Source organism: Martinezella rhizogenes, from assembly GCF_000799715.1.
Lineage (GTDB): Bacteria > Pseudomonadota > Alphaproteobacteria > Rhizobiales > Rhizobiaceae > Rhizobium > Rhizobium rhizogenes_C.
Window position 1 is genome coordinate 54,288 of the sequence record NZ_JUHG01000013.1, and the last position, 18,131, is coordinate 72,418.

The 18,131-nt window shown below is 57.3% G+C and carries 16 protein-coding genes and 2 pseudogenes; 15 read left to right on the plus strand and 3 right to left on the minus strand.

Translation table 11 applies throughout. The annotated features are described in order from the left end of the window. Positions 1–9 precede the first annotated feature (9 nt). Genes EX00_RS12195 through EX00_RS12210 form a run of 4 tightly spaced genes read left to right on the plus strand, consistent with a single transcriptional unit; the run spans position 10 to position 4,635 of the window. Positions 10–1,203, plus strand: coding sequence for an amidohydrolase family protein (locus EX00_RS12195; RefSeq protein ID WP_047457847.1), 1,194 nt, complete (start codon positions 10–12; stop codon positions 1,201–1,203). Then, complete coding sequence (locus EX00_RS12200; RefSeq protein WP_047457849.1) at positions 1,200–2,678, plus strand: amidohydrolase family protein; 1,479 nt, start codon at positions 1,200–1,202, stop codon at positions 2,676–2,678. The genes EX00_RS12195 and EX00_RS12200 overlap by 4 nt, the downstream gene beginning before the upstream one ends. Next, positions 2,675–3,661, plus strand: coding sequence for an ABC transporter ATP-binding protein (locus tag EX00_RS12205; RefSeq protein WP_047457851.1), 987 nt, complete (start codon positions 2,675–2,677; stop codon positions 3,659–3,661). Before EX00_RS12200 ends, EX00_RS12205 begins: the two co-directional genes overlap by 4 nt. Continuing rightward, entirely contained in the window at positions 3,658–4,635 is a 978-nt protein-coding gene (locus EX00_RS12210) for an ABC transporter ATP-binding protein (RefSeq protein WP_047457853.1), read from the plus strand. Before EX00_RS12205 ends, EX00_RS12210 begins: the two co-directional genes overlap by 4 nt. A gap of 110 nt (positions 4,636–4,745) precedes the next feature. On the opposite strand, the gene EX00_RS12215 is transcribed toward EX00_RS12210, so the two are convergent. Further along, entirely contained in the window at positions 4,746–5,627 is an 882-nt protein-coding gene (locus EX00_RS12215; protein ID WP_047457855.1) for a LysR substrate-binding domain-containing protein, read from the minus strand. 195 nt (positions 5,628–5,822) lie between these two features. Here EX00_RS12215 and EX00_RS12220 point away from each other — a divergent pair, with 195 nt between their 5' ends. From EX00_RS12220 to EX00_RS31980, 6 genes and pseudogenes are all read left to right on the plus strand, one after another. Next, the gene (locus EX00_RS12220; RefSeq protein WP_047457857.1) at positions 5,823–6,299 is read left to right on the plus strand and encodes a gamma-glutamylcyclotransferase; all 477 of its coding nucleotides are present in this window, start codon (positions 5,823–5,825) and stop codon (positions 6,297–6,299) included. 40 nt (positions 6,300–6,339) lie between these two features. After that, complete coding sequence (locus EX00_RS12225; protein ID WP_047457860.1) at positions 6,340–7,542, plus strand: pyridoxal phosphate-dependent aminotransferase; 1,203 nt, start codon at positions 6,340–6,342, stop codon at positions 7,540–7,542. A gap of 16 nt (positions 7,543–7,558) precedes the next feature. Continuing rightward, positions 7,559–8,170 (plus strand): LysE family translocator, encoded by a 612-nt coding sequence (locus EX00_RS12230; RefSeq protein WP_052210730.1) that lies wholly within the window; start codon positions 7,559–7,561, stop codon positions 8,168–8,170. Between the two features lie 89 nt (positions 8,171–8,259). After that, a complete protein-coding gene (locus EX00_RS12235; protein WP_052210731.1) occupies positions 8,260–10,020 on the plus strand; it encodes an NAD(P)/FAD-dependent oxidoreductase in 1,761 nt (586 codons plus the stop codon). A gap of 29 nt (positions 10,021–10,049) precedes the next feature. Continuing rightward, entirely contained in the window at positions 10,050–10,643 is a 594-nt protein-coding gene (locus tag EX00_RS12240; RefSeq protein ID WP_155294053.1) for a GNAT family N-acetyltransferase, read from the plus strand. A 62-nt stretch (positions 10,644–10,705) separates the two neighbouring features. Continuing rightward, positions 10,706–10,825: pseudogene (locus EX00_RS31980) on the plus strand (type II toxin-antitoxin system Phd/YefM family antitoxin); the annotation flags it as partial. A 497-nt stretch (positions 10,826–11,322) separates the two neighbouring features. On the opposite strand, the gene EX00_RS12250 reads toward EX00_RS31980, so the two are convergent. Together EX00_RS12250 and EX00_RS12255 are read right to left on the minus strand one after the other, a co-directional pair. Beyond that, a complete protein-coding gene (locus tag EX00_RS12250; protein WP_047457868.1) occupies positions 11,323–11,925 on the minus strand; it encodes a dimethylsulfoniopropionate lyase in 603 nt (200 codons plus the stop codon). Between the two features lie 48 nt (positions 11,926–11,973). Then, entirely contained in the window at positions 11,974–14,010 is a 2,037-nt protein-coding gene (locus tag EX00_RS12255; protein WP_047457870.1) for an NADH:flavin oxidoreductase, read from the minus strand. A 146-nt stretch (positions 14,011–14,156) separates the two neighbouring features. Between EX00_RS12255 and EX00_RS12260 the strand changes: the two genes are divergently transcribed. From EX00_RS12260 to EX00_RS12280, 5 genes and pseudogenes are all read left to right on the plus strand, one after another. Further along, the gene (locus EX00_RS12260; RefSeq protein WP_047457873.1) at positions 14,157–14,786 is read left to right on the plus strand and encodes a TetR/AcrR family transcriptional regulator; all 630 of its coding nucleotides are present in this window, start codon (positions 14,157–14,159) and stop codon (positions 14,784–14,786) included. Between the two features lie 79 nt (positions 14,787–14,865). After that, a pseudogene (locus EX00_RS12265) lies at positions 14,866–14,994 on the plus strand (pyrroline-5-carboxylate reductase); the annotation flags it as partial. A gap of 68 nt (positions 14,995–15,062) precedes the next feature. Beyond that, positions 15,063–16,064: an ABC transporter substrate-binding protein gene (locus tag EX00_RS12270; protein WP_047457880.1), complete on the plus strand. Its 1,002-nt coding sequence runs from the start codon at positions 15,063–15,065 to the stop codon at positions 16,062–16,064. A gap of 99 nt (positions 16,065–16,163) precedes the next feature. Continuing rightward, entirely contained in the window at positions 16,164–17,051 is an 888-nt protein-coding gene (locus tag EX00_RS12275) for an ABC transporter permease (RefSeq protein ID WP_047457882.1), read from the plus strand. Continuing rightward, positions 17,044–18,108: a quaternary amine ABC transporter ATP-binding protein gene (locus EX00_RS12280; protein WP_047457884.1), complete on the plus strand. Its 1,065-nt coding sequence runs from the start codon at positions 17,044–17,046 to the stop codon at positions 18,106–18,108. Before EX00_RS12275 ends, EX00_RS12280 begins: the two co-directional genes overlap by 8 nt. Positions 18,109–18,131: the final 23 nt, after the last annotated feature.

The window sequence follows — 18,131 nt, forward strand, 5'->3', positions numbered from 1 at the left end:
GGACGTCACATGAACAAGCTTCTCATCACCAACACGCGCCCCATGGGCAAGGACCTCGCCGATATCCTGATCGTGGACGGTCGTATTGCCGCCGTCGGCCAGAACATCGCAGCCGAGGGTACAACGGTCGAGGATGCCGGCGGCCGCATCGCCATTCCCGGCCTCGTCGATGCCCATACCCATCTCGACAAGTCGCTGCTCGGCTATCCCTGGTATATCAACGAAGTCGGGCCGCGGCTCATCGACAAGATCGACAACGAGCGCCAGGTCAAGCGTGATCTCGGGCTGGATGCCCACATCCAGTCCATGCGCCAGTCGCTGCAGTCCGTAGGCTACGGCACCACTCTGATCCGGACCCATGTCGATATCGACACCGACCAGGGTCTCATTGCGCTGGAAGGCGTCATGGAGACCCGCAGGCAGCTTGCCGGCATTGTCGAAATCGAGATCGTTGCTTTCCCCCAGTCAGGGCTTATGCGCCGGCAAGGCACGGATGAGCTCCTGGATCGGGCGATGGCAATGGGTGCGGATCTTGTCGGCGGCCTTGACCCCTGCGGCATGGACAAGGACCCCAAGGGCCATCTCGATACGATCTTCGCCATCGCGGAAAGGCACGGCAAGGGCATCGACATTCATCTGCACGAGTCCGGCGAACTCGGCGCTTTTTCCATGGAGTTGATTTTCGAACGCGTCCGCGCGCTCGGGCTGCAGGGCAAGGTCGCCGTCAGCCACGCCTTTTGCCTCGGCCATCCGGATTGGAACATGACGCAGGGGCTGATCGACACATGCGCCGAACTTGACATCCCGATCCTGACAACGGCGCCGCCATCCCGCGAGACGCCGTCCCTGAAGCGGCTTGTGGCGGCAGGCGTCCGCTTTGGCGCTGGCGTCGACGGCTTCCGCGACACCTGGGGTCCCTATGGCAACGGCGACATGCTCGAACGTGCCATGCTTCTCGGCATGAAAAACAATCTGCGCCGGGATGACGAACTCCCGCTGGCCTTGCATGTCTGCACAACCGGCGGCGCAGTTGTGATGGAGAGGACTGGCCATGAAATCGCCCTGGGCGGACGTGGTGACATCGTGCTGGTCGAAGGGGAAACGCTTGCCGAGGCAATCGTCACCCATGCGCCGCGAAAGCTGGTCGTCACCGCCGGAAACGTCGTCGCCCGTGATGGTAAAAGCCTGCGAGAACGCCCATGAGCTGGTCAGATCTTCCGCTTGGGCACCGTCCTGAAGGACGCTGGGCGCTGGCAGCGCGATTTGTCATTGCGGACACCCCGAACGGGCGGCGGTTGATCGAGAACGGCGAAATCGTCATCGAGCGGGACCGTATCGTCTGGGTCGGACATCGCTTCGCCGGCGAGCTTGCAGCCAGATACGACATGGGGGAAGCCCTCATTGGCCCCGGCTTCGTGGATCTCGACGCGCTTTCCGACCTCGATACCACGGTGCTCGCCATGGACAACCAGCCGGGCTGGAAGAAAGGACGGGTCTGGCCCGCCGATTATGCGACGCAATCCCGTGAGATGTACACAGCCGAAGAACTGGCGTTCCAGAAACGCTATGCCTTCGCGCAACTTTTGCTGAACGGGATCACATCGGCGCTGCCGATCGCATCGCTTTTCTACCGGGCCTGGGGAGAGACCGTCGCAGAATTCGAAGCCGCCGCTCAGGCGGCCGACGATCTCGGGCTGCGCGTCTGGCTGGGGCCGGCCTATCGCAGCGGCGGCGTGGTCCTCGACGAGGCCGGCACCATGCAAACGGTCTTCGATGAAGCCAGAGGCCTGGCGGAACTGGCTGAAGCCACAGACTTCGCACGCCGCATCCATGGCCATGCGGATGGTCTCATCTCGGGCATGTTTGCGCCCGACAGGGTCGAGACGTGCACGGAAAGCCTGCTCAGGCAGACCTTCGCCCGAGCGGACGACCTAGACTTGCCGGTACGGCTGCACATGGCCCAGGGCGAAATGGAACTCCAGACCGTGCAAAGACTGCACGGCGTCACGGCACCAAGGTGGCTCGCCGATCTCGAATTGCTTTCCCCTCGCCTGATCGCGCCGCACGCAACGGTCGCGACGGATGAGGATCTCGCCCTCTATGCCGAAAATGGCGTAACGGTCGTGCACTGTCCGCTTGTGTCGGCACGCCACGGATCGGCACTCAAATCCTATTCGCGTCTCAAGGCGATGGGCATCCGTATCGGCATGGGCACCGACACTGCGCCGCCGGACATGGTCTTGAACCTTGCCGTCGGTTTAATGGCCAATCGCATCATCGAAGGCAAAGGCGACGCTGCATCTGCATCCGAATTCTATGACGCGGCAACAATTGCCGGCGCCGATGCGCTGAAGCGCCCCGATCTCGGGCGAATTGCACCCGGCGCAAAGGCCGATATCGCCGTTTTCGACATGAGCGACGCCATGATCGCGCCTCGCATCGATCCGGTTCAGACGCTGATCTATGGGGCGACCGGCCGCGTCACCAAGGCAACGATCGTCGACGGGCGTATCTCGATGCGCAATGGCGCCGTTGCCGGAATCGATCTGGCGGTCGCCCGCGCCAGAGCGCAGACGCAATTCGACAGCCTGGTCTCCCTCTATCCGGAGCGAACCTATCGACACCCGCCGGTCAGTTCGATCTTCCCACCAAGCTACCCAGCCCTGGAGCAGCAATGACCCAAATGGCCCATGAACCCGCACTTGTGGTATCCGGCCTCTCGGTCGAATTTCCAACCCGACGGGGAACGCTTGCTGCTTTGTCCGATGTCTCGTTGACGATCGCTCCGGGAGAAATCCTGGGCGTCGTCGGCGAGTCCGGTGCAGGCAAGTCAATGACAGGGATGGCCGTACTGGGCCTGCTGGAACCGCCAGGTCGTGTCATCGCCGGCGAAATCAGCATTGCCGGTCAGCGCACCGATAGCCTGAACGAGAGGCAGATGGAGAAGGTTCGAGGACGCAAGGTGGGAGCCATCTTCCAGGACCCGCTGACGTCGCTCAACCCTCTCTTTTCTGTCGGACAGCAGCTCATCGAAACCGTTCGATTGCATTCCGACATCGACAAAGCTGCCGCCCGGCTTCGGGCTATCGCACTGCTGAAGCAGGTCGGCATTCCCGGTGCGGAAGAGCGGGTGGACCACTATCCGCACCAGTTTTCGGGCGGTATGCGCCAGCGCGTCGTCATCGCGCTGGCTCTGGCGGGCAACCCTCGACTGATCATCGCCGACGAGCCGACAACGGCGCTGGACGTTTCGATCCAGGCCCAGATCACAACATTGCTGCGCCGCCTTTGCGTCGAAAAGGGGGTGGGGGTCATGTTGATCACCCACGATATGGGCGTCATTGCAGAGACCGCCGACCGCGTTGCGGTGATGTACGCCGGTCGCGTCGTTGAGATCGGCCCCGTGGCGGAAGTCCTCGCGCGTCCCAAGCATCCCTATACGCGTGGGCTCATGGCTTCGATCCCGGCACTCGGTGCGCGGCTCGAGACACTTGCGCAGATCGATGGCGCCATGCCGCGCCTGAACGCCATGCCCTCCGGATGTGCGTTCAATCCGCGCTGTCGGGATGTCATGCCGCGCTGTCGCGTCGAACGACCAATGCTTACTCAGGCGGACGAGCATGGTGCCGCCTGCTGGCTGATCGAAGGAGGTGTCCAATGAGAGATGTCGAAAACGCCCTCGAAGTCGACCAGCTGACCCGTGTCTTTGAGGTCTCGGCTCCATGGTTGAACCGGGTGATCGAGCGCAAGCCCAGGCGATATCTGCAGGCCGTTCAAGACGTGACCTTCACCGTGAAAAAAGGCAAGTGCCTCGCGCTTGTCGGCGAATCCGGTTGCGGCAAGTCGACTGTCGCGCGTCTGGTGACAGGACTGCATGAGCCGACGGAAGGCGCGATTGTCTTCGGCAGCTCTGCCAGCGGCAAGCCGATGGAAGCGCAGATGATCTTTCAGGATCCCCATGCAAGCCTTAATCCCCGATGGCGCGTGGGCGATATCATCGCCGAGCCGATCCGCGAGTTCAAACTGAGAAAGTCGCCTGCCGAAATTACGGAAAGGGTATCGCAGCTGCTGCGCGTCGTCGGGCTTTCACCCGATGACGCCAGGCGGTATCCGCACGAATTTTCGGGTGGCCAGCGACAGAGAATTTCAATTGCTCGCGCATTGGCCGGCGAGCCGGAATTCCTTGTCTGCGATGAGCCAACCTCCGCACTGGACGTCTCGGTGCAGGCGCAGATTCTTAATCTGATGCGCCGGCTTCAGGACGACCTCGGGCTGACCTATCTCTTCATCAGCCACAACCTTGCTGTTGTACGCCACATGGCCGACAGGATTGCGGTGATGTACCTCGGCCGTATCGTCGAGGAGGCGGAAACCGAAGCGCTCTTTGCCAATCCACAGCATCCCTACACGCGACTTCTGCTCCAAACGATACCCGATGTCTTGGCACCGAACAGAGATCGCACATTGATGGGAGGCGAGCCTCCCAGCCCTCTCGATCCGCCAAAGGGCTGCGCATTTCATCCGCGTTGCCCCATGGCGCAGGATATCTGCAAGACCGTCGTTCCGATGCAGCGCCGACGAGTCGGGGGTGGAAACGTCGTCTGCCATTTTTCGGACGGTGAACAATTGATCTGAACCCGGAAAACTCTAGCCTCCGCTGGTCCAGAAACCTGGGGCGGTTCAACACGAACATACGGTCTAGTCGCCGCTGAATGAAAGTTCAGCGGCAGGTCACCCGGGAACAATCATTCAGTCCGCAGACTAGAGGTCTCGGACTGGAGCCAATCGATAAACGCGTTGATCTTACGTCTACCCGGATGTTCCGCACGTACGACATAACGATACTCGCTGAGGAAAAAACCCCACGGGGCTATAAGCCGACCTCGTTCGATCTCATCGGCGACCAAGTGCCATGGCACGATAGCCGCCCCCAGACCGCTGAGGGCGGCTTCGATGGTCAAGTGGTAGTGGTCGAAAACCTTGGTCGCCTGGTTCCATTGTCGGCGCTCCTGTCCAACGATTCGCATCCAATCTTTCCACACGTAGGGTCGCGTACGCGTCTCCAGGCGAGGAAGAGCGGTGGCTACATGGCGATTTCCAAGCGTCTCCTCGCTGAGAGCCTTTGCAAAAACCAACCCGAGTTGCTCTTTAAAGAGCAGAGAACAATCATCAAGCATCGGGACATCTGGCGGGACAACAAATATCTCGACGTCCACTGCTCTTCGTGTCGGGCGGAAATCAGTCGCTAGCCGGACATCATACTGTGGATACTTATCAGCAAATCCTTGAAGCCGAGGTATCAGCCATCGCATCGCGAGAGTACTGAGGCAGGAGACATCCAAAACACTGATGTCCTGCTTCGAAATCATACGGACAGCATCATCGATCTGATCGAAAGCTGCGGTAAGTGCAAAGCTAAAAATTCTACCTTCATCAGTTAGATAGGGTCGATTTCTTGCGCCTTCAAAAAGTGGCACACCGATGTGCGCCTCAAGTTGGGACACATGCTTGCTGATTGCGCCATGTGTCACTCCAAGTTCATCTGCGGCCGCCGTAAAACGGCCATGTCGAGCAGTGGCCTCGAATGCGCGAAGTGCAGCTAAAGGTAGTTTTCGTCGTTTATCCATGTGAGTTTTATTCACAAAACTCGGCAATTAAGTCAATATACCGCAGCGTCTCTTTGTGAGAAGAACTTCCCAAGTTCTCGCGATACGAGAATTCATGGCCTCGTAATCAACCAGTCCATTGGGCCGGCGCTTCGCTGGCCATGGCGTTGTGGACGGCTCCGTGGGTCAGTCGGTGGGCACGGTAGAGGGGAAATAATGGCATTCTATTTTGCGTACGGATCGAACATGGACGTGGAACGGCTAGAAACCGCGCGTCTAAATCCTGAAGGGGTCCATTCCACTGCGCGACACCTAGGCAGGCTTGACGATTACAGATTGGTTTTCAACAAACCGTCGGCCTACTTTATCGGTGCTGGAGCCGCGAATATCGAATTCTCGCAAGGAAGCCATATCTACGGAACGCTCAACGAAATGCCAGAATCCGGCCTCGCCATTCTCGACAAATACGAGAATGTTAGTTTGGGTCAGTATGAACGTCTTGTCGTTCGTGTCCAGGATTACGCCACCAATAGGACTGTCTTTGCAATCACTTACATATCCCGGGGCGATAGAAGCAACGAGCTGATGCCCCGGCTGGGCTATATGCACCACATGCTATGTGGAGCCGATGTCCTCCCGATGGAGTGGGTCGAGTATTTGAGGGCGGTTCCCGTCCTGCCCGAGCACCTCTAAATCCAGAGCATTTTCCCAAGACACAGAATTGGAACGATAAATGGCAATTGTTGCTCGATCGCTGGCCGCGATTAGGCCATCGGCGACTATCGCGATTACCCAAAAAGCACGCGTGTTGAAGTCAAACGGTGTTGACGTCATTTCGTTGTCGACGGGAGAGCCTGACTTCGACACTCCGGACCATATCAAGGAAGCTGCTCACCAAGCAATTCACCGCGGCGAAACCAAGTATACCGCGGTCGCCGGCATTCCAGAATTGCGTGAGGCGATTGTACAAAAGTTCCAGCGAGAGAACGGGCTGGTCTATCGCATGGACCAGGCAATCGTCGGAACCGGGGCAAAGCACATCATCTACAACGCCCTGCGAGCCAGCCTGGATCCTGGTGATGAGGTTATAATACCTGCGCCATATTGGGTGTCATATCCGGAAATGGTGTCGATTTGCGGCGGAGTTCCGATCGCGGTTCCGACGACAATGGAACACAACTTTAAACTACAGCCTGAAGACCTCAGGCGCGCAATAACCAGTCGAACGAAATGGTTATTCCTCAATTCGCCGTCAAACCCCTCAGGAGCAGCTTACACCTATTCCGAGCTGAAACTTCTGACCGAGGTGCTGCTCGAGTATCCTCACGTTTGGGTGCTCACCGACGATATGTATGAGCACTTGGTTTATGGCGACTTCAAATACTTCACCGCAGCGCAGATTGAGCCAGCCCTTTACGAACGAACGTTGACCGTGAATGGCGTCTCCAAGGCATATGCGATGACGGGCTGGCGCATCGGCTATGCGGCAGGTCCAAAAGAACTGATTGACGCCATGGTGCTGCTGCAAGGTCAGCAGACGTCGGGCACAAGTTCGATCGCGCAATGGGCCGCCGTAGCGGCATTAGAGGGCTCTCAGGATCACCTCATAACCTTCCGCGCGGCCTTTGACGAACGGCGCCAGTTGATCACGTCGATGTTGAATCAAGCCAATCATCTGAATTGTTTGAAGCCGGAGGGGGCATTTTACGTCTTCCCATCGTGCAAGAACGCCATCGGGAAGAAAACGGCAAGAGGGCAGTACATCAACAGCGACGAAGACTTCGTGACGGCGCTACTCGAAGAAAAAGCCGTCGCGACGGTACACGGCAGCGCCTTCGGTCAACCGGGCAACTTTCGTCTCTCCTACGCCACCTCCCTCTCCGAGGTCCAACGCGCTTGCATTCGTATACAAGAATTTTGCGGCGACCTTAGTTAAAAATTGGATATTTTACATGACAATGACAATACTTGGAATCCCATACATCGCTCTTGCATTGTATTACTGGACCATGTCTGTGACGCCGGGTCCGAATAACGTAATGCTGACCCTATCTGGCGTCAATTTCGGATTTAGCAATACAGTGCCGCACATTTTTGGAATTGCAATCGGCTGTGCTGTTCAGACGTTTTTGCTTTGCCTCGGACTGGGTTTTATTTTTCACGAACTTCCAATGGTCCAGCAAATTCTCAAATGGGCTGGCGCAACCTATCTCATCTACCTCTCACTCAAGCTCATCGGGGCCAAAGTTGCGAGCGGAGTTTCCGCTCCGCCAAAGCCGTTAAGTTTGTTTGACGCGGCCACCTTTCAATTCATAAATCCTAAAGCATGGGTGAAGGCGACGACAACGGCCACCATTTTCATGCCTGAAGGCACATCCATATTGGCCGCAGGGTTGGCGATCTTCTCCGTTTGTTCGTCGGTCAATGTAGCGTCGTCATCGCTATGGGCGGGCTTCGGTGTCGGCATCCGCAAGCTCCTCGCTAACCCTCGAATACTGCGCATTTTCAATCTTACAATGGCTGCATTGCTGATTGGCACAGCCGTGTACGTTGTCCTGTCGTAACCGAAAAGACGTGACATTCGCCAGGACAAGAGAACTGAACAAGGATTTTATGCTCGTAATATAACTCGTAATATAAAAAGTGGGGAAACATGAAGATAGCGATTTTGGATCATATCGACACGCGTAACATTGATCGTGTTCTTGCTGATAACATCATCTACCGACCGGACATTCTAAGAAAGGGGGCGCGCAGCTTTCTCCGTTTTCTTAGCGACAACAGCATCGACGCCATCGCCACTTCTCATATCATTCCCGAAGATTACCTCTCTCAATGGCATGCTTCTTCAGGAGAGGCGAAGTATATAGTCTACTATGGAGAGCCCGGTTCTTTCCGCGGCGCGAGAGCGAACTCTGAATTCGCGACGATTAAATTCCGAGAGGCGGATGATATCTTCTCTGCACTAAAGTCGTTGGAAAAGCAGTTCTTCGCTAACGTCGGAACGGCACAGCAGCTGCGACCACGGAAACTCTCCAATCGAGAGCATGTCACATTCATCGGCGCCGGCGTGGTAAACCTCATTTCCGCACATTTCGCGACCAGAGCAGGGATGGCGGTCCGCTTCATCGACGCAGGCCCTGACCCTCGTGAGGGAGCCAACTGGACGCGCTACGGCTGCAGTGCCGGAGGTGCGAGCGCGCGAATGTTCACTTTGTCGGAAATGGACAACTACAACTGCAGGCAAGTCCATGACGACATGAACTGGCAGTTTTCGAGAAGTGTGGCCGAACTCGGCTGGAATGTTTGCGACGTCAACAGTTTGTCGAAAGATGAGCGGGTTTGGATCGACGACTTCGAGCGCATCCCGTCCTGGCTCGCGGACTCGTACAACCAAGATATCTTCAAGTTCACGCGAGAGAGCAAATCGCTCTGGGAGCAGTGGATGGAAGAAGACCCTGATCTGTTTGCCGATAGTGTGATTACTCGTGACATATTGAGGGTGTATTCGGACTACGACCAGTTTCAAAGTTCGCTCGGCCGCCAGGATCGGATCGGTGCTACGATACGATCAGTGACGGTTGATGAAATCGCGACTGAGCAGCCCATACTATCCACTGCCGCGCGTCGTGGTCTCGTCGCCGGTGGCGTTTATGTTCACGGCTTCACGGTGAACGTCCATCGCTTTATTTCAAACCTGATTCATCAGCTCGAAAGCCGCGGCACGAATTTTGAATGGCTGCGCAAGATGACGTCGATCGAGAGAAGTGCTGATGGCTCGATCGAGGGCGTGATACTCGACAATGGGGATTTTGTTCAAGGGAACGTAGTTATTTCGCCTGGCGCTTACGCCGATGGCGCTTTGCGGGGCACTATGGCGCATAAGCAGATCGCCGGCGTCCTCGGTGCTTGGCTGACACTTCCAGATCCTGGCATTGGCTTGAGGAATTCCTTGAAACTGGCGCGCAAGGGACACATCGTAGAAGATGCGAACGTGACGGTCGCTCTGGATGAAAATGGCAACCGGGTAGTCATTATCGGATCGGGTTACGGTTTTACGGGCTTCAACCCATCGAACATAGACCAAGGGCTACTTGAGCATATCTATTCTGGTATCACCGATACCGCTAAGCAGTTCTTCAGCGAGAGCTATCAGCAGATTTTGGACGATGGCAGTTTGCGAGACAGCTTGAAGTATTGTGTCCGTCCATGGACGCCAACCGGTCTTGGCATTTTTGAGACATTCCATGCTGCGAATGACGATCAGCTTATCGTGGTGGGCGGCCACAATACTGGTGGCTTCGCTCAGGCGCCCGCTACAGGCATGGCTGTGATCGCTTCAATCCGCGGCCGCCTGCACGACATGCATCGCGACTATCGCCCTGATCGTTTTTGGGCCTTCGCTCGGTCGTGAGTTGATCCGCCTACTGCCGGGAGCATGCCTTGCAAAGCAGATCCAAAAATTGGCCCGGTCGCTTTCTGCTTGTTCCGCTAGACGCAATGCAGCACGCAGCTCGGCTCTATCCCCTCTTTCACGGAGAAGGTGCCGACTTTGTTTGGAATTACCTGAGGGACGGGCCGTTTCCATCTCTCGATCAATATGAGGAACATATCAAGACATTCCAGCATAGATCCGACGTGTTGCCATTTGTGGTCGAAGACGTATCGAAAAAATCTCTGGTCGGAAAGTTGCTGGTTATTAGGGTTACACCAGACACCAACTCGGCTGAGATTGCTTATGTTCTTTTCTCACCTGATGTCCACGGATCCGGTGCATCCATTGCGGCTGTGGGCGGACTCGCTGATCATATTTTTTTTACGCTTGGAAAAACGATTTGCCATTGGAGGTGCGATAAACTCAATGCTCGATCGGTCCGCTTTGCGGAGAAGATGGGGTTTGTTCTGGAAAGAGAGATAATCTCCGATTTTCAGACGAAAGGGCGCTTGCGGGATACTTTGCTATTCTCCCAATCGCGAAACGCATGGCTGGATAATAGGCTAGAGCTCATGCAAGCGCTAAGCGATGTCGCGCCATAACTCTCAATGATGTTACAAAATAGACGCTAGCGCGCTAGTTCGTTGTACGGGAAAGCGAGGCTATGGCACACCAGACTGGCTCCTATACGACGAGCGATCTTTCGCGCAAATCTGGGGACATTATCGCTGAGGCTCTTCGTTATCCCGTCACGATCACCCAGCACAACAAGCCGCGACTCATACAGACCACGTTCTATCATCAGCTCGAAGTGCAGCACCGCAGTCGCCGCTGCCAGATATAGGGCTCAAGCCGAATATCCCATCAGACTGACTCATATTTGATGATTTGCAGGTCGAAACTGGTGCGGTTATCAGAAAGGAATCAGCGCTATGGCGAGCACAGCATCCGCAACTGGATGTCGCCGGCTGAGGTTGCCCGACTTTTGTTGATGCGACGCGTACCAAGACCTATTCCCAGACGCTACAAATCATCGAATTTCAGGGACCCGGCGCGATCATTCCTGATCTCGATTATATCCTCGCGATGAAAACAATGGGCCTTCCGACACCGACAAGTCCGATCGTGCCGCTGCATCCGCGACCAGCTTTTTTTAGCCGGAATAGCCATCGTTGAGCGGGCGGCTATCGTTCGACACGGTTGTGTAAGTCGTTGCTGTCTAGACCTTGTCGGCGGGGGTAGCGTCGGCCTCCTGCCCTTCCAGCAGATCGGGAGCAGCCGTCAGTGCGATCTCTCGGCCAATAGCACCCAGAACGCGAAGAGCGGTGTGTCGACCGATCTCATGGTGTGTTTGACACCGGGTGTATTGTAAAACGACCCGCCGATGCCGGGAGAAAACCAATCCCCTTCCCCCTGCTGGAATTCCCCCTTGGACATGACAAGGTAGACCTCCTCTGGCGCGTGATCATGATCGGGATAACGCACATGGGGCAGCATCAAGGTGACGCCAATCCACAGGTCGCTTCGCTCCTCCAGTCCGCCGGGGCCGATGATCATTGCGTTGGCATGGCCATCGGCAAAATTTGCACTCTCCGTGCCATCGCACTTGGTTCGCTGGCGCCATTCGAGGTTCGGCTCGATCCCCTTGAAACCTTCGACCAACCGCTGAAGCGATGGCTCTGACGTATCGATGGCGAGTGCCTCGTCAAGGTTCTTACAGACCGAAAGGTGGCACCCAGGCCCGTCTCGTCCGGGGCCTGGGTGCTCAAGCACTGTAAAGATCTGGCGGATGGAACGGCGGGCTTCCGGTGTCTTGGCAAACTGGTCGAACGCCACAAATGCCGCATCCACGAAAAATTGCAGGGTTTCGCTACGTTCGGTCATGTCATTGCCTCCGGAAACTTGGACCGACGAACCGGCCCTCCCGCATCATCAGATGTCTTTTGCGATACGCAGTCCGTCGTAGATGGCGGCGTGCGTGTTTCGCGCGGCGACGGCATCGCCGATGCGGAACAGCTGGAACTTTCCATCGCCATTACGGACCACGGACTGAGGCTGGCCGTTGAGAAGCTGGTCGTGCGAGATTTCGCCAAGGTTGCTCGAAAGCGGCTTCAGCTCGAAATAGAGCTCATCCAGCGGGATAGTCCCGTGATTGATGACGATCTGGTCGAAGCTGCGCTGCTTGGAAACCCCGCCATAGTCACTGCCGACATGAGCCACCAGCTGGTTGCCGCTCTTCTCGACCGCTTCCAGCCGATACGTGACGGTGAAGGTCACATCCTGCTTCTGCAAGGAACGCATGTACGGCACCAGATTCATCGCCATGACTTCCGGGGCAAAGGAGCGGTCCGGCGTCATGATCTCGACCTTGGCGCCGGCCTTGGCGAGGAATTCCGCGGCCTGAAGGCCGGCGTGATCGCCGGCGTCGTCGAAGACCAGGACATTGCTGCCCGGCTTCACGTCGCCCGAGATGATATCCCAGGAAGAAACGACGAATTCGTTGCCCTTCGACAGAACCTCGGTATGCGGCATGCCGCCGGTGGCGACAATGACGACGTCGGCATTTTCGGCCGTGATGGTTTCGGCGTCCGCCCAAGTGTTGAAGCGAAAGACGACGCCATGCTTCTCGCATTGACTCATCCGCCAGTCGATGATGCTGATCATTTCACGTCGGCGCTCGCTCTGCGCCGTCAGCCGGATCTGCCCACCAGCGTTGTTGGCGGCCTCGAACACCACGACCGCATGGCCACGCTCCGCGGCAACGCGCGCGGCTTCCAGACCGGCCGGACCGGCACCGACGATGACGACCTTCTTGCGAACTTCGGCCTCGGCAACGACATGCGGCATGGTTTCTTCCCGGCCCGTCGCCGCATTGTGAATGCAGAATGCCAGACCGCCTTGGTAGATGCGGTCGAGACAGTAGTTGGCGCCGACACAGGGGCGAATATCGTCTTCCCGCTTCTCGATGATCTTGCGGACGATATGGGGGTCCGTCATATGGGCGCGGGTCATGCCGACCATGTCGACCTTGCCAGCCGCGATGGCATGGCGGGCCGTTGCCACATCCTGGATCTTGGCGGCATGGAAGGTCGGGAAATTCGTCGCCGCGCGGATTTCACCGGCAAAATCGAGATGCGGAGCGCTGGCCATGCCCTGGATCGGGATGACATCGGTCAGGCCGGGGTCCGTATCGATATGGCCGCGAATGACGTTCAGGTAGTCGATCAGACCGCTTTCCTTCAGGCGCTTCGAGATTTCGATGCCTTCGGCCTTGTTCGTTCCGCCGGGGAGAGATTCGTCGGCGGTGTAGCGAACGCCGAGAATGAAATCGTCCCCTACCCGTTTTCGCATCGCTGAGAATACGTCGAGACAGAAGCGCATACGGTTTTCGAGCGAGCCGCCATAGGGACCGTCGAGCTCGTTGGTGAGCGGAGACATGAACTGATCGATCAGGTGGCCATAGGCTTCCAGTTCCACACCGTCCATGCCGCCCGCCTTCATCCGCTCGGCCGCATCGGCAAAGTCGTTGATGATGCGTTCGATGTCCCAATCCTCGATCTTCTTCGGGAAAGCGCGGTGCGCGGCCTCGCGATGATGGGACGGCGTCAAAACAGGGAGCCAGTCGCCCTTGTCCCAGCGCGTGCGTCTGCCAAGATGGGTGAGCTGGATCATGATCGCGGCCCCCTGTTCGTGCACGGCATCGGTCATTTCCCTGACCCAGGGAACGATCTCGTCCTTGTAGGCGAGCAGGTTGTTGAAGACCGGGGGACTGTCCCGCGAGACCGCGGCCGATCCCGCCGTCATGGTCAGCGCCACGCCGCCCTTTGCCCGCTCGACGGTGTAAGCACGATAGCGCCCCTTCGGCATGCCGTCCTCCGGATAGGCCGGCTCGTGGGAGGTCACGATAATGCGGTTCCGCAGGGTCAGATGCTTGAGTTTATAGGGCTGAAGGAGGGGATCGTTCGACATGGCCATGCTCCGGAATAAAAAAACGCCGGAGCCGACGCTAAGAGTAATGTACACATGTGTCAACAATGAAAACAGACAAGTCATTCTTGTCGACACTTCTGTACATTCGCATTGTGCGACCGCTGACAATTTGGTACGAAGTGCCTATGGATCAGACTTTGAACGACACCGGTTGGCGAGGATCGCAGGAAGGGTGGCTCGAGGCCGCCTACCACTCACTGCTCGATTCCGGCGTGGATTCGGTGAAAATCCTCCCGCTGGCGAAAAAGCTCAACCTATCGCGGACAAGCTTCTACTGGTTCTTCAAGGACCGTGAGGAATTATTGGCCGCGCTCGTCACGCGGTGGCGCGACAAGAATACCGGCGGCATCGTCAAGCAGACGGAGGCTTATGCGGAATCGCTGGCCGAGGCGATGCTCAATGTCTTCGATTGCTGGCTCAACAACGAATTGTTCGATTCAAAGTTCGAATTTGCGGTCCGCAGCTGGGCGCTGCAATCCGACGACATCCTCGAACAGGTACGAGAGGCCGACCAGACACGCCTTGAAGCCCTGAAGCGCATGTTCATCCGCTTCGGCAATTCCGAGATCAACGCCGACGTGAGGGCGCGAACAACCTATCTGGTGCAGATTGGCTATATCTCCATGCAGTCGCAGGAGAACCTGGCCGTCCGCATGAAGCGAATTCCCGAATACATCACGATCTACACCGGTCAGGTGCCGCAGCAGAGGGAGCTCGATCGCTTCTTTTCCCGGCACGGCTACAAGCCTGAGTAAGAGGGACGCGGATATGAATGGCTCCTTGAGAATTGGCATTATTGGCGGTGGCGGCTGTCCCGACGACATTGTTAAAGCCTTTCTTGACTACCGTGGCACCACCGCGGCGGCGATTGAAGGCATGCGTGCCGCAGGATTCGACGCTTCCGTCGCGAACGGGCTATCGGCCGCATTCAAGAAATCGGTAAGTATGGGAGACGCTTCCTGACAACCGTTGAGTGGGTGTTCTGCGGCGCCTCACTCAGTTCTGAAGGCCGCACAATAAAGGGAACGAGAATGAAAAAATTACTTGCGTCCACATGCTTGATGTTTGGCCTGCTCGCAGGCGCCTCCTTTGCCAATGCCGCCGAATGCGGCAGCGTCACCATCGCCAGCATGAATTGGCAGAGCGCCGAGGTCCTTTCCAATCTCGACAAGATCATCCTGAACGAAGGCTACGGCTGCCAGGCGGAAATCACCGTCGGCGACACCGTCCCGACAATCACCTCCATGGCGGAAAAGGGCCAGCCGGACATCGCGCCGGAAGCATGGGTCGATCTGCTTCCCGATGTCGTTAAGAAGGGAACGGAAGAGGGCAAAATCGTCGCGGTCGGCTCCCCGCTTCCAGATGGCGGCAATCAGGGCTGGTGGATTCCGAAGTATTTTGCCGATGCCCATCCTGATATCAAGACCATCCCCGACCTCCTGAAGCATCCGGACCTCTTCCCGGACCCCGAAGATCCGTCAAAGGGAGCAATCTACAACGGTCCGCAGGGTTGGGGCGGTACCGTCGTCACCTCGCAGCTCTACAAGGCTTTCGGGGCGGAGAAAGCCGGCTTCACGCTGGTGGACACAGGGTCGGCAGCCGGCCTCGATGGCTCCATTGCCAAGGCTTACGAAAGCAAGAAGGCATGGGTGGGGTACTACTGGGCGCCCACCGCTTTGCTCGGCAAGTATCCGATGGTGAAGCTGGAAGCCGGCGTTCCTGCTGACGCCGCGGAGTGGAAGCGCTGCAACACGGTTGCGGATTGTCCAGACCCGAAGCCGAATGCATGGCCGATCGACAAGATCGTCACTCTCACGGCCAAGCCTTTTTCTGAAAAGGCCGGCCCCGAAGTCATGGACTACCTCGCGAAGCGTTCCTGGAGCAACGAGACCGTCAACAAGCTGATGGCCTGGATGACCGACAATCAGGCAAGCGGCGAAGACGGTGCGAAGCACTTCCTCAAGGAAAACAAGGACGTCTGGACGAAGTGGGTTTCTCCGGACGCAGCCAAGAAAATCGAAGCTGCTCTCTAAACTTCTATCCTGCGGTGCGCGAAAGCGCGCCGCCTCTCAACAGCCGACAAAATCAAAAAGACTTGAGCCACGGCTTCTTGCATAAAGAAGGGGAACCGAATGGAATGGTTTTATAAATTTCCGCACATGGACGATGACGCCCTGCGGAACCTGAAGAAGGCGATAGACGACGGCTTTCGCGGCTTTACGCGCGCCTATGGCGACACGATTGAAGGCCTGTTTTCGCCACTGCAACGCTTTCTGATTGCCGCCGATCGCTTCATGACGCAGACGCCGTGGCCAATCATTACTCTGATCATTCTCGTGATCGCCTGGTTTGCGACCCGCAGCCTGAAGATCGTTTTCGGCTGTCTCGTCATTCTGCTGCTGATCGGCTATTTCGACATGTGGGACGACACCATGCGGACGGTCTCGATGATCTTCGTCTGCACCATCCTGTCAATCGCCATCGGCATTCCGATCGGCATCCTGATGGCGCGTTCCAACACGGTTCAAAGGATCATCAATCCTATCCTCGACGTGATGCAGACCATGCCGAGCTTCGTCTACCTGATCCCGGTCGTCATGCTGCTCGGGATTGGCAAGGTGCCCGGCCTGATCGCCGTCGTCATCTACGCCATCCCACCCATGATCAGATTGACCGACCTCGGCATCCGTCTCGTCGACAAGGACGTGCTGGAGGCTGCCGACGCCTTTGGAACCTCGAACGCACAAAAGCTCTTCAAGGTCCAGCTTCCGCTCGCCTTGCCCACGATCATGGCTGGCATCAACCAGACCATCATGATGGCCCTTGCCATGGTCGTTGTCGCCTCAATGATCGGTGTGCAGGGCCTCGGCCAGCCTGTCCTGAAGGCGATCGCCAACCAGTATTTTACATTGGGAATGTTCAACGGCCTTGCCATCGTCGGCATCGCCGTCATCTTCGACCGGGTCAGCCAGGCCTATGGCAAAAGGCTCCAGAAGCATCGGGAGATCGTCCATGGCTGATCAACATTTCGGCGGGATCAAGATCCGCCACCTGTACAAGATTTTCGGTCCGAATCCTTTGGCTCACGTCGACGCCGTTCAGAAAGGGCTGACGAAAGCCGAACTGAACGAAAAGCATGGACATGTGCTGGGTTTGAGAGACATCAATATCGAGATCTCGTCGGGCTGCATCCAGGTCATTATGGGTCTTTCCGGTTCGGGAAAGTCGACCCTCATCCGGCACATCAACCGGCTGATCGACCCGACCGCCGGCGAGGTGCTGGTTGACGGTGTGGATGTCGTCAAGATGAACGAAGCCGAACTGCGCACCTTTCGCCGCCATCAGACCGCGATGGTCTTCCAGAAGTTTGCGTTGCTGCCGCATCGCAACGTCCTCGACAACACGATGTTCGGCCTCGAAGTCCAGGGTGTCGACCGGTCGAAGGCCCGCGACGTCGCCATGCGATGGCTGGAGCGGGTTGGATTGAGGGGCTTCGAGCAGAAATATCCCAACCAGCTTTCCGGCGGCATGCAGCAGCGTGTCGGCCTGGCGCGCGCCCTTTCCAACGACGCCCCGGTGCTGCTGATGGACGAGGCTTTTTCGGCACTCGATCCGCTGATCCGCATGGACATGCAGACGGTTCTTCTCGACATCCAGAAGGAGATCAAGAAAACCATCGTCTTCATTACCCACGATCTCGACGAAGCGCTTCGCCTGGGCGACCAGATCGCCATCCTGCGCGATGGAGAAATCATCCAGCAAGGCACCAGCCAGGATATCGTCCTGAGGCCGGCCGACGAATACGTCGCCAACTTCGTCAAGGAGGTCAATCGCGGTCGGGTTGTCCATGTCGAAGCCGTTATGAGACCTTTGCGAGCCGGTATGGCTTCGGCGGGAGCCAGAATTGCTGCGGGGTCAACGGTTGAAGAGGCCATGCGATTGCTGGCGTTGGCTCCGGACGGTGATGTCGTGGTGACCTCGCCTGAAGGAGATCCCTTGGGATTGGTCAACCTGCGCGAGCTTGCCATTGCCATGGTCAATTCGCACACCGCCGCTCCTCACGCGGCCGCAGTGTAATAAAGGCATCGGGCTGCTGAAAC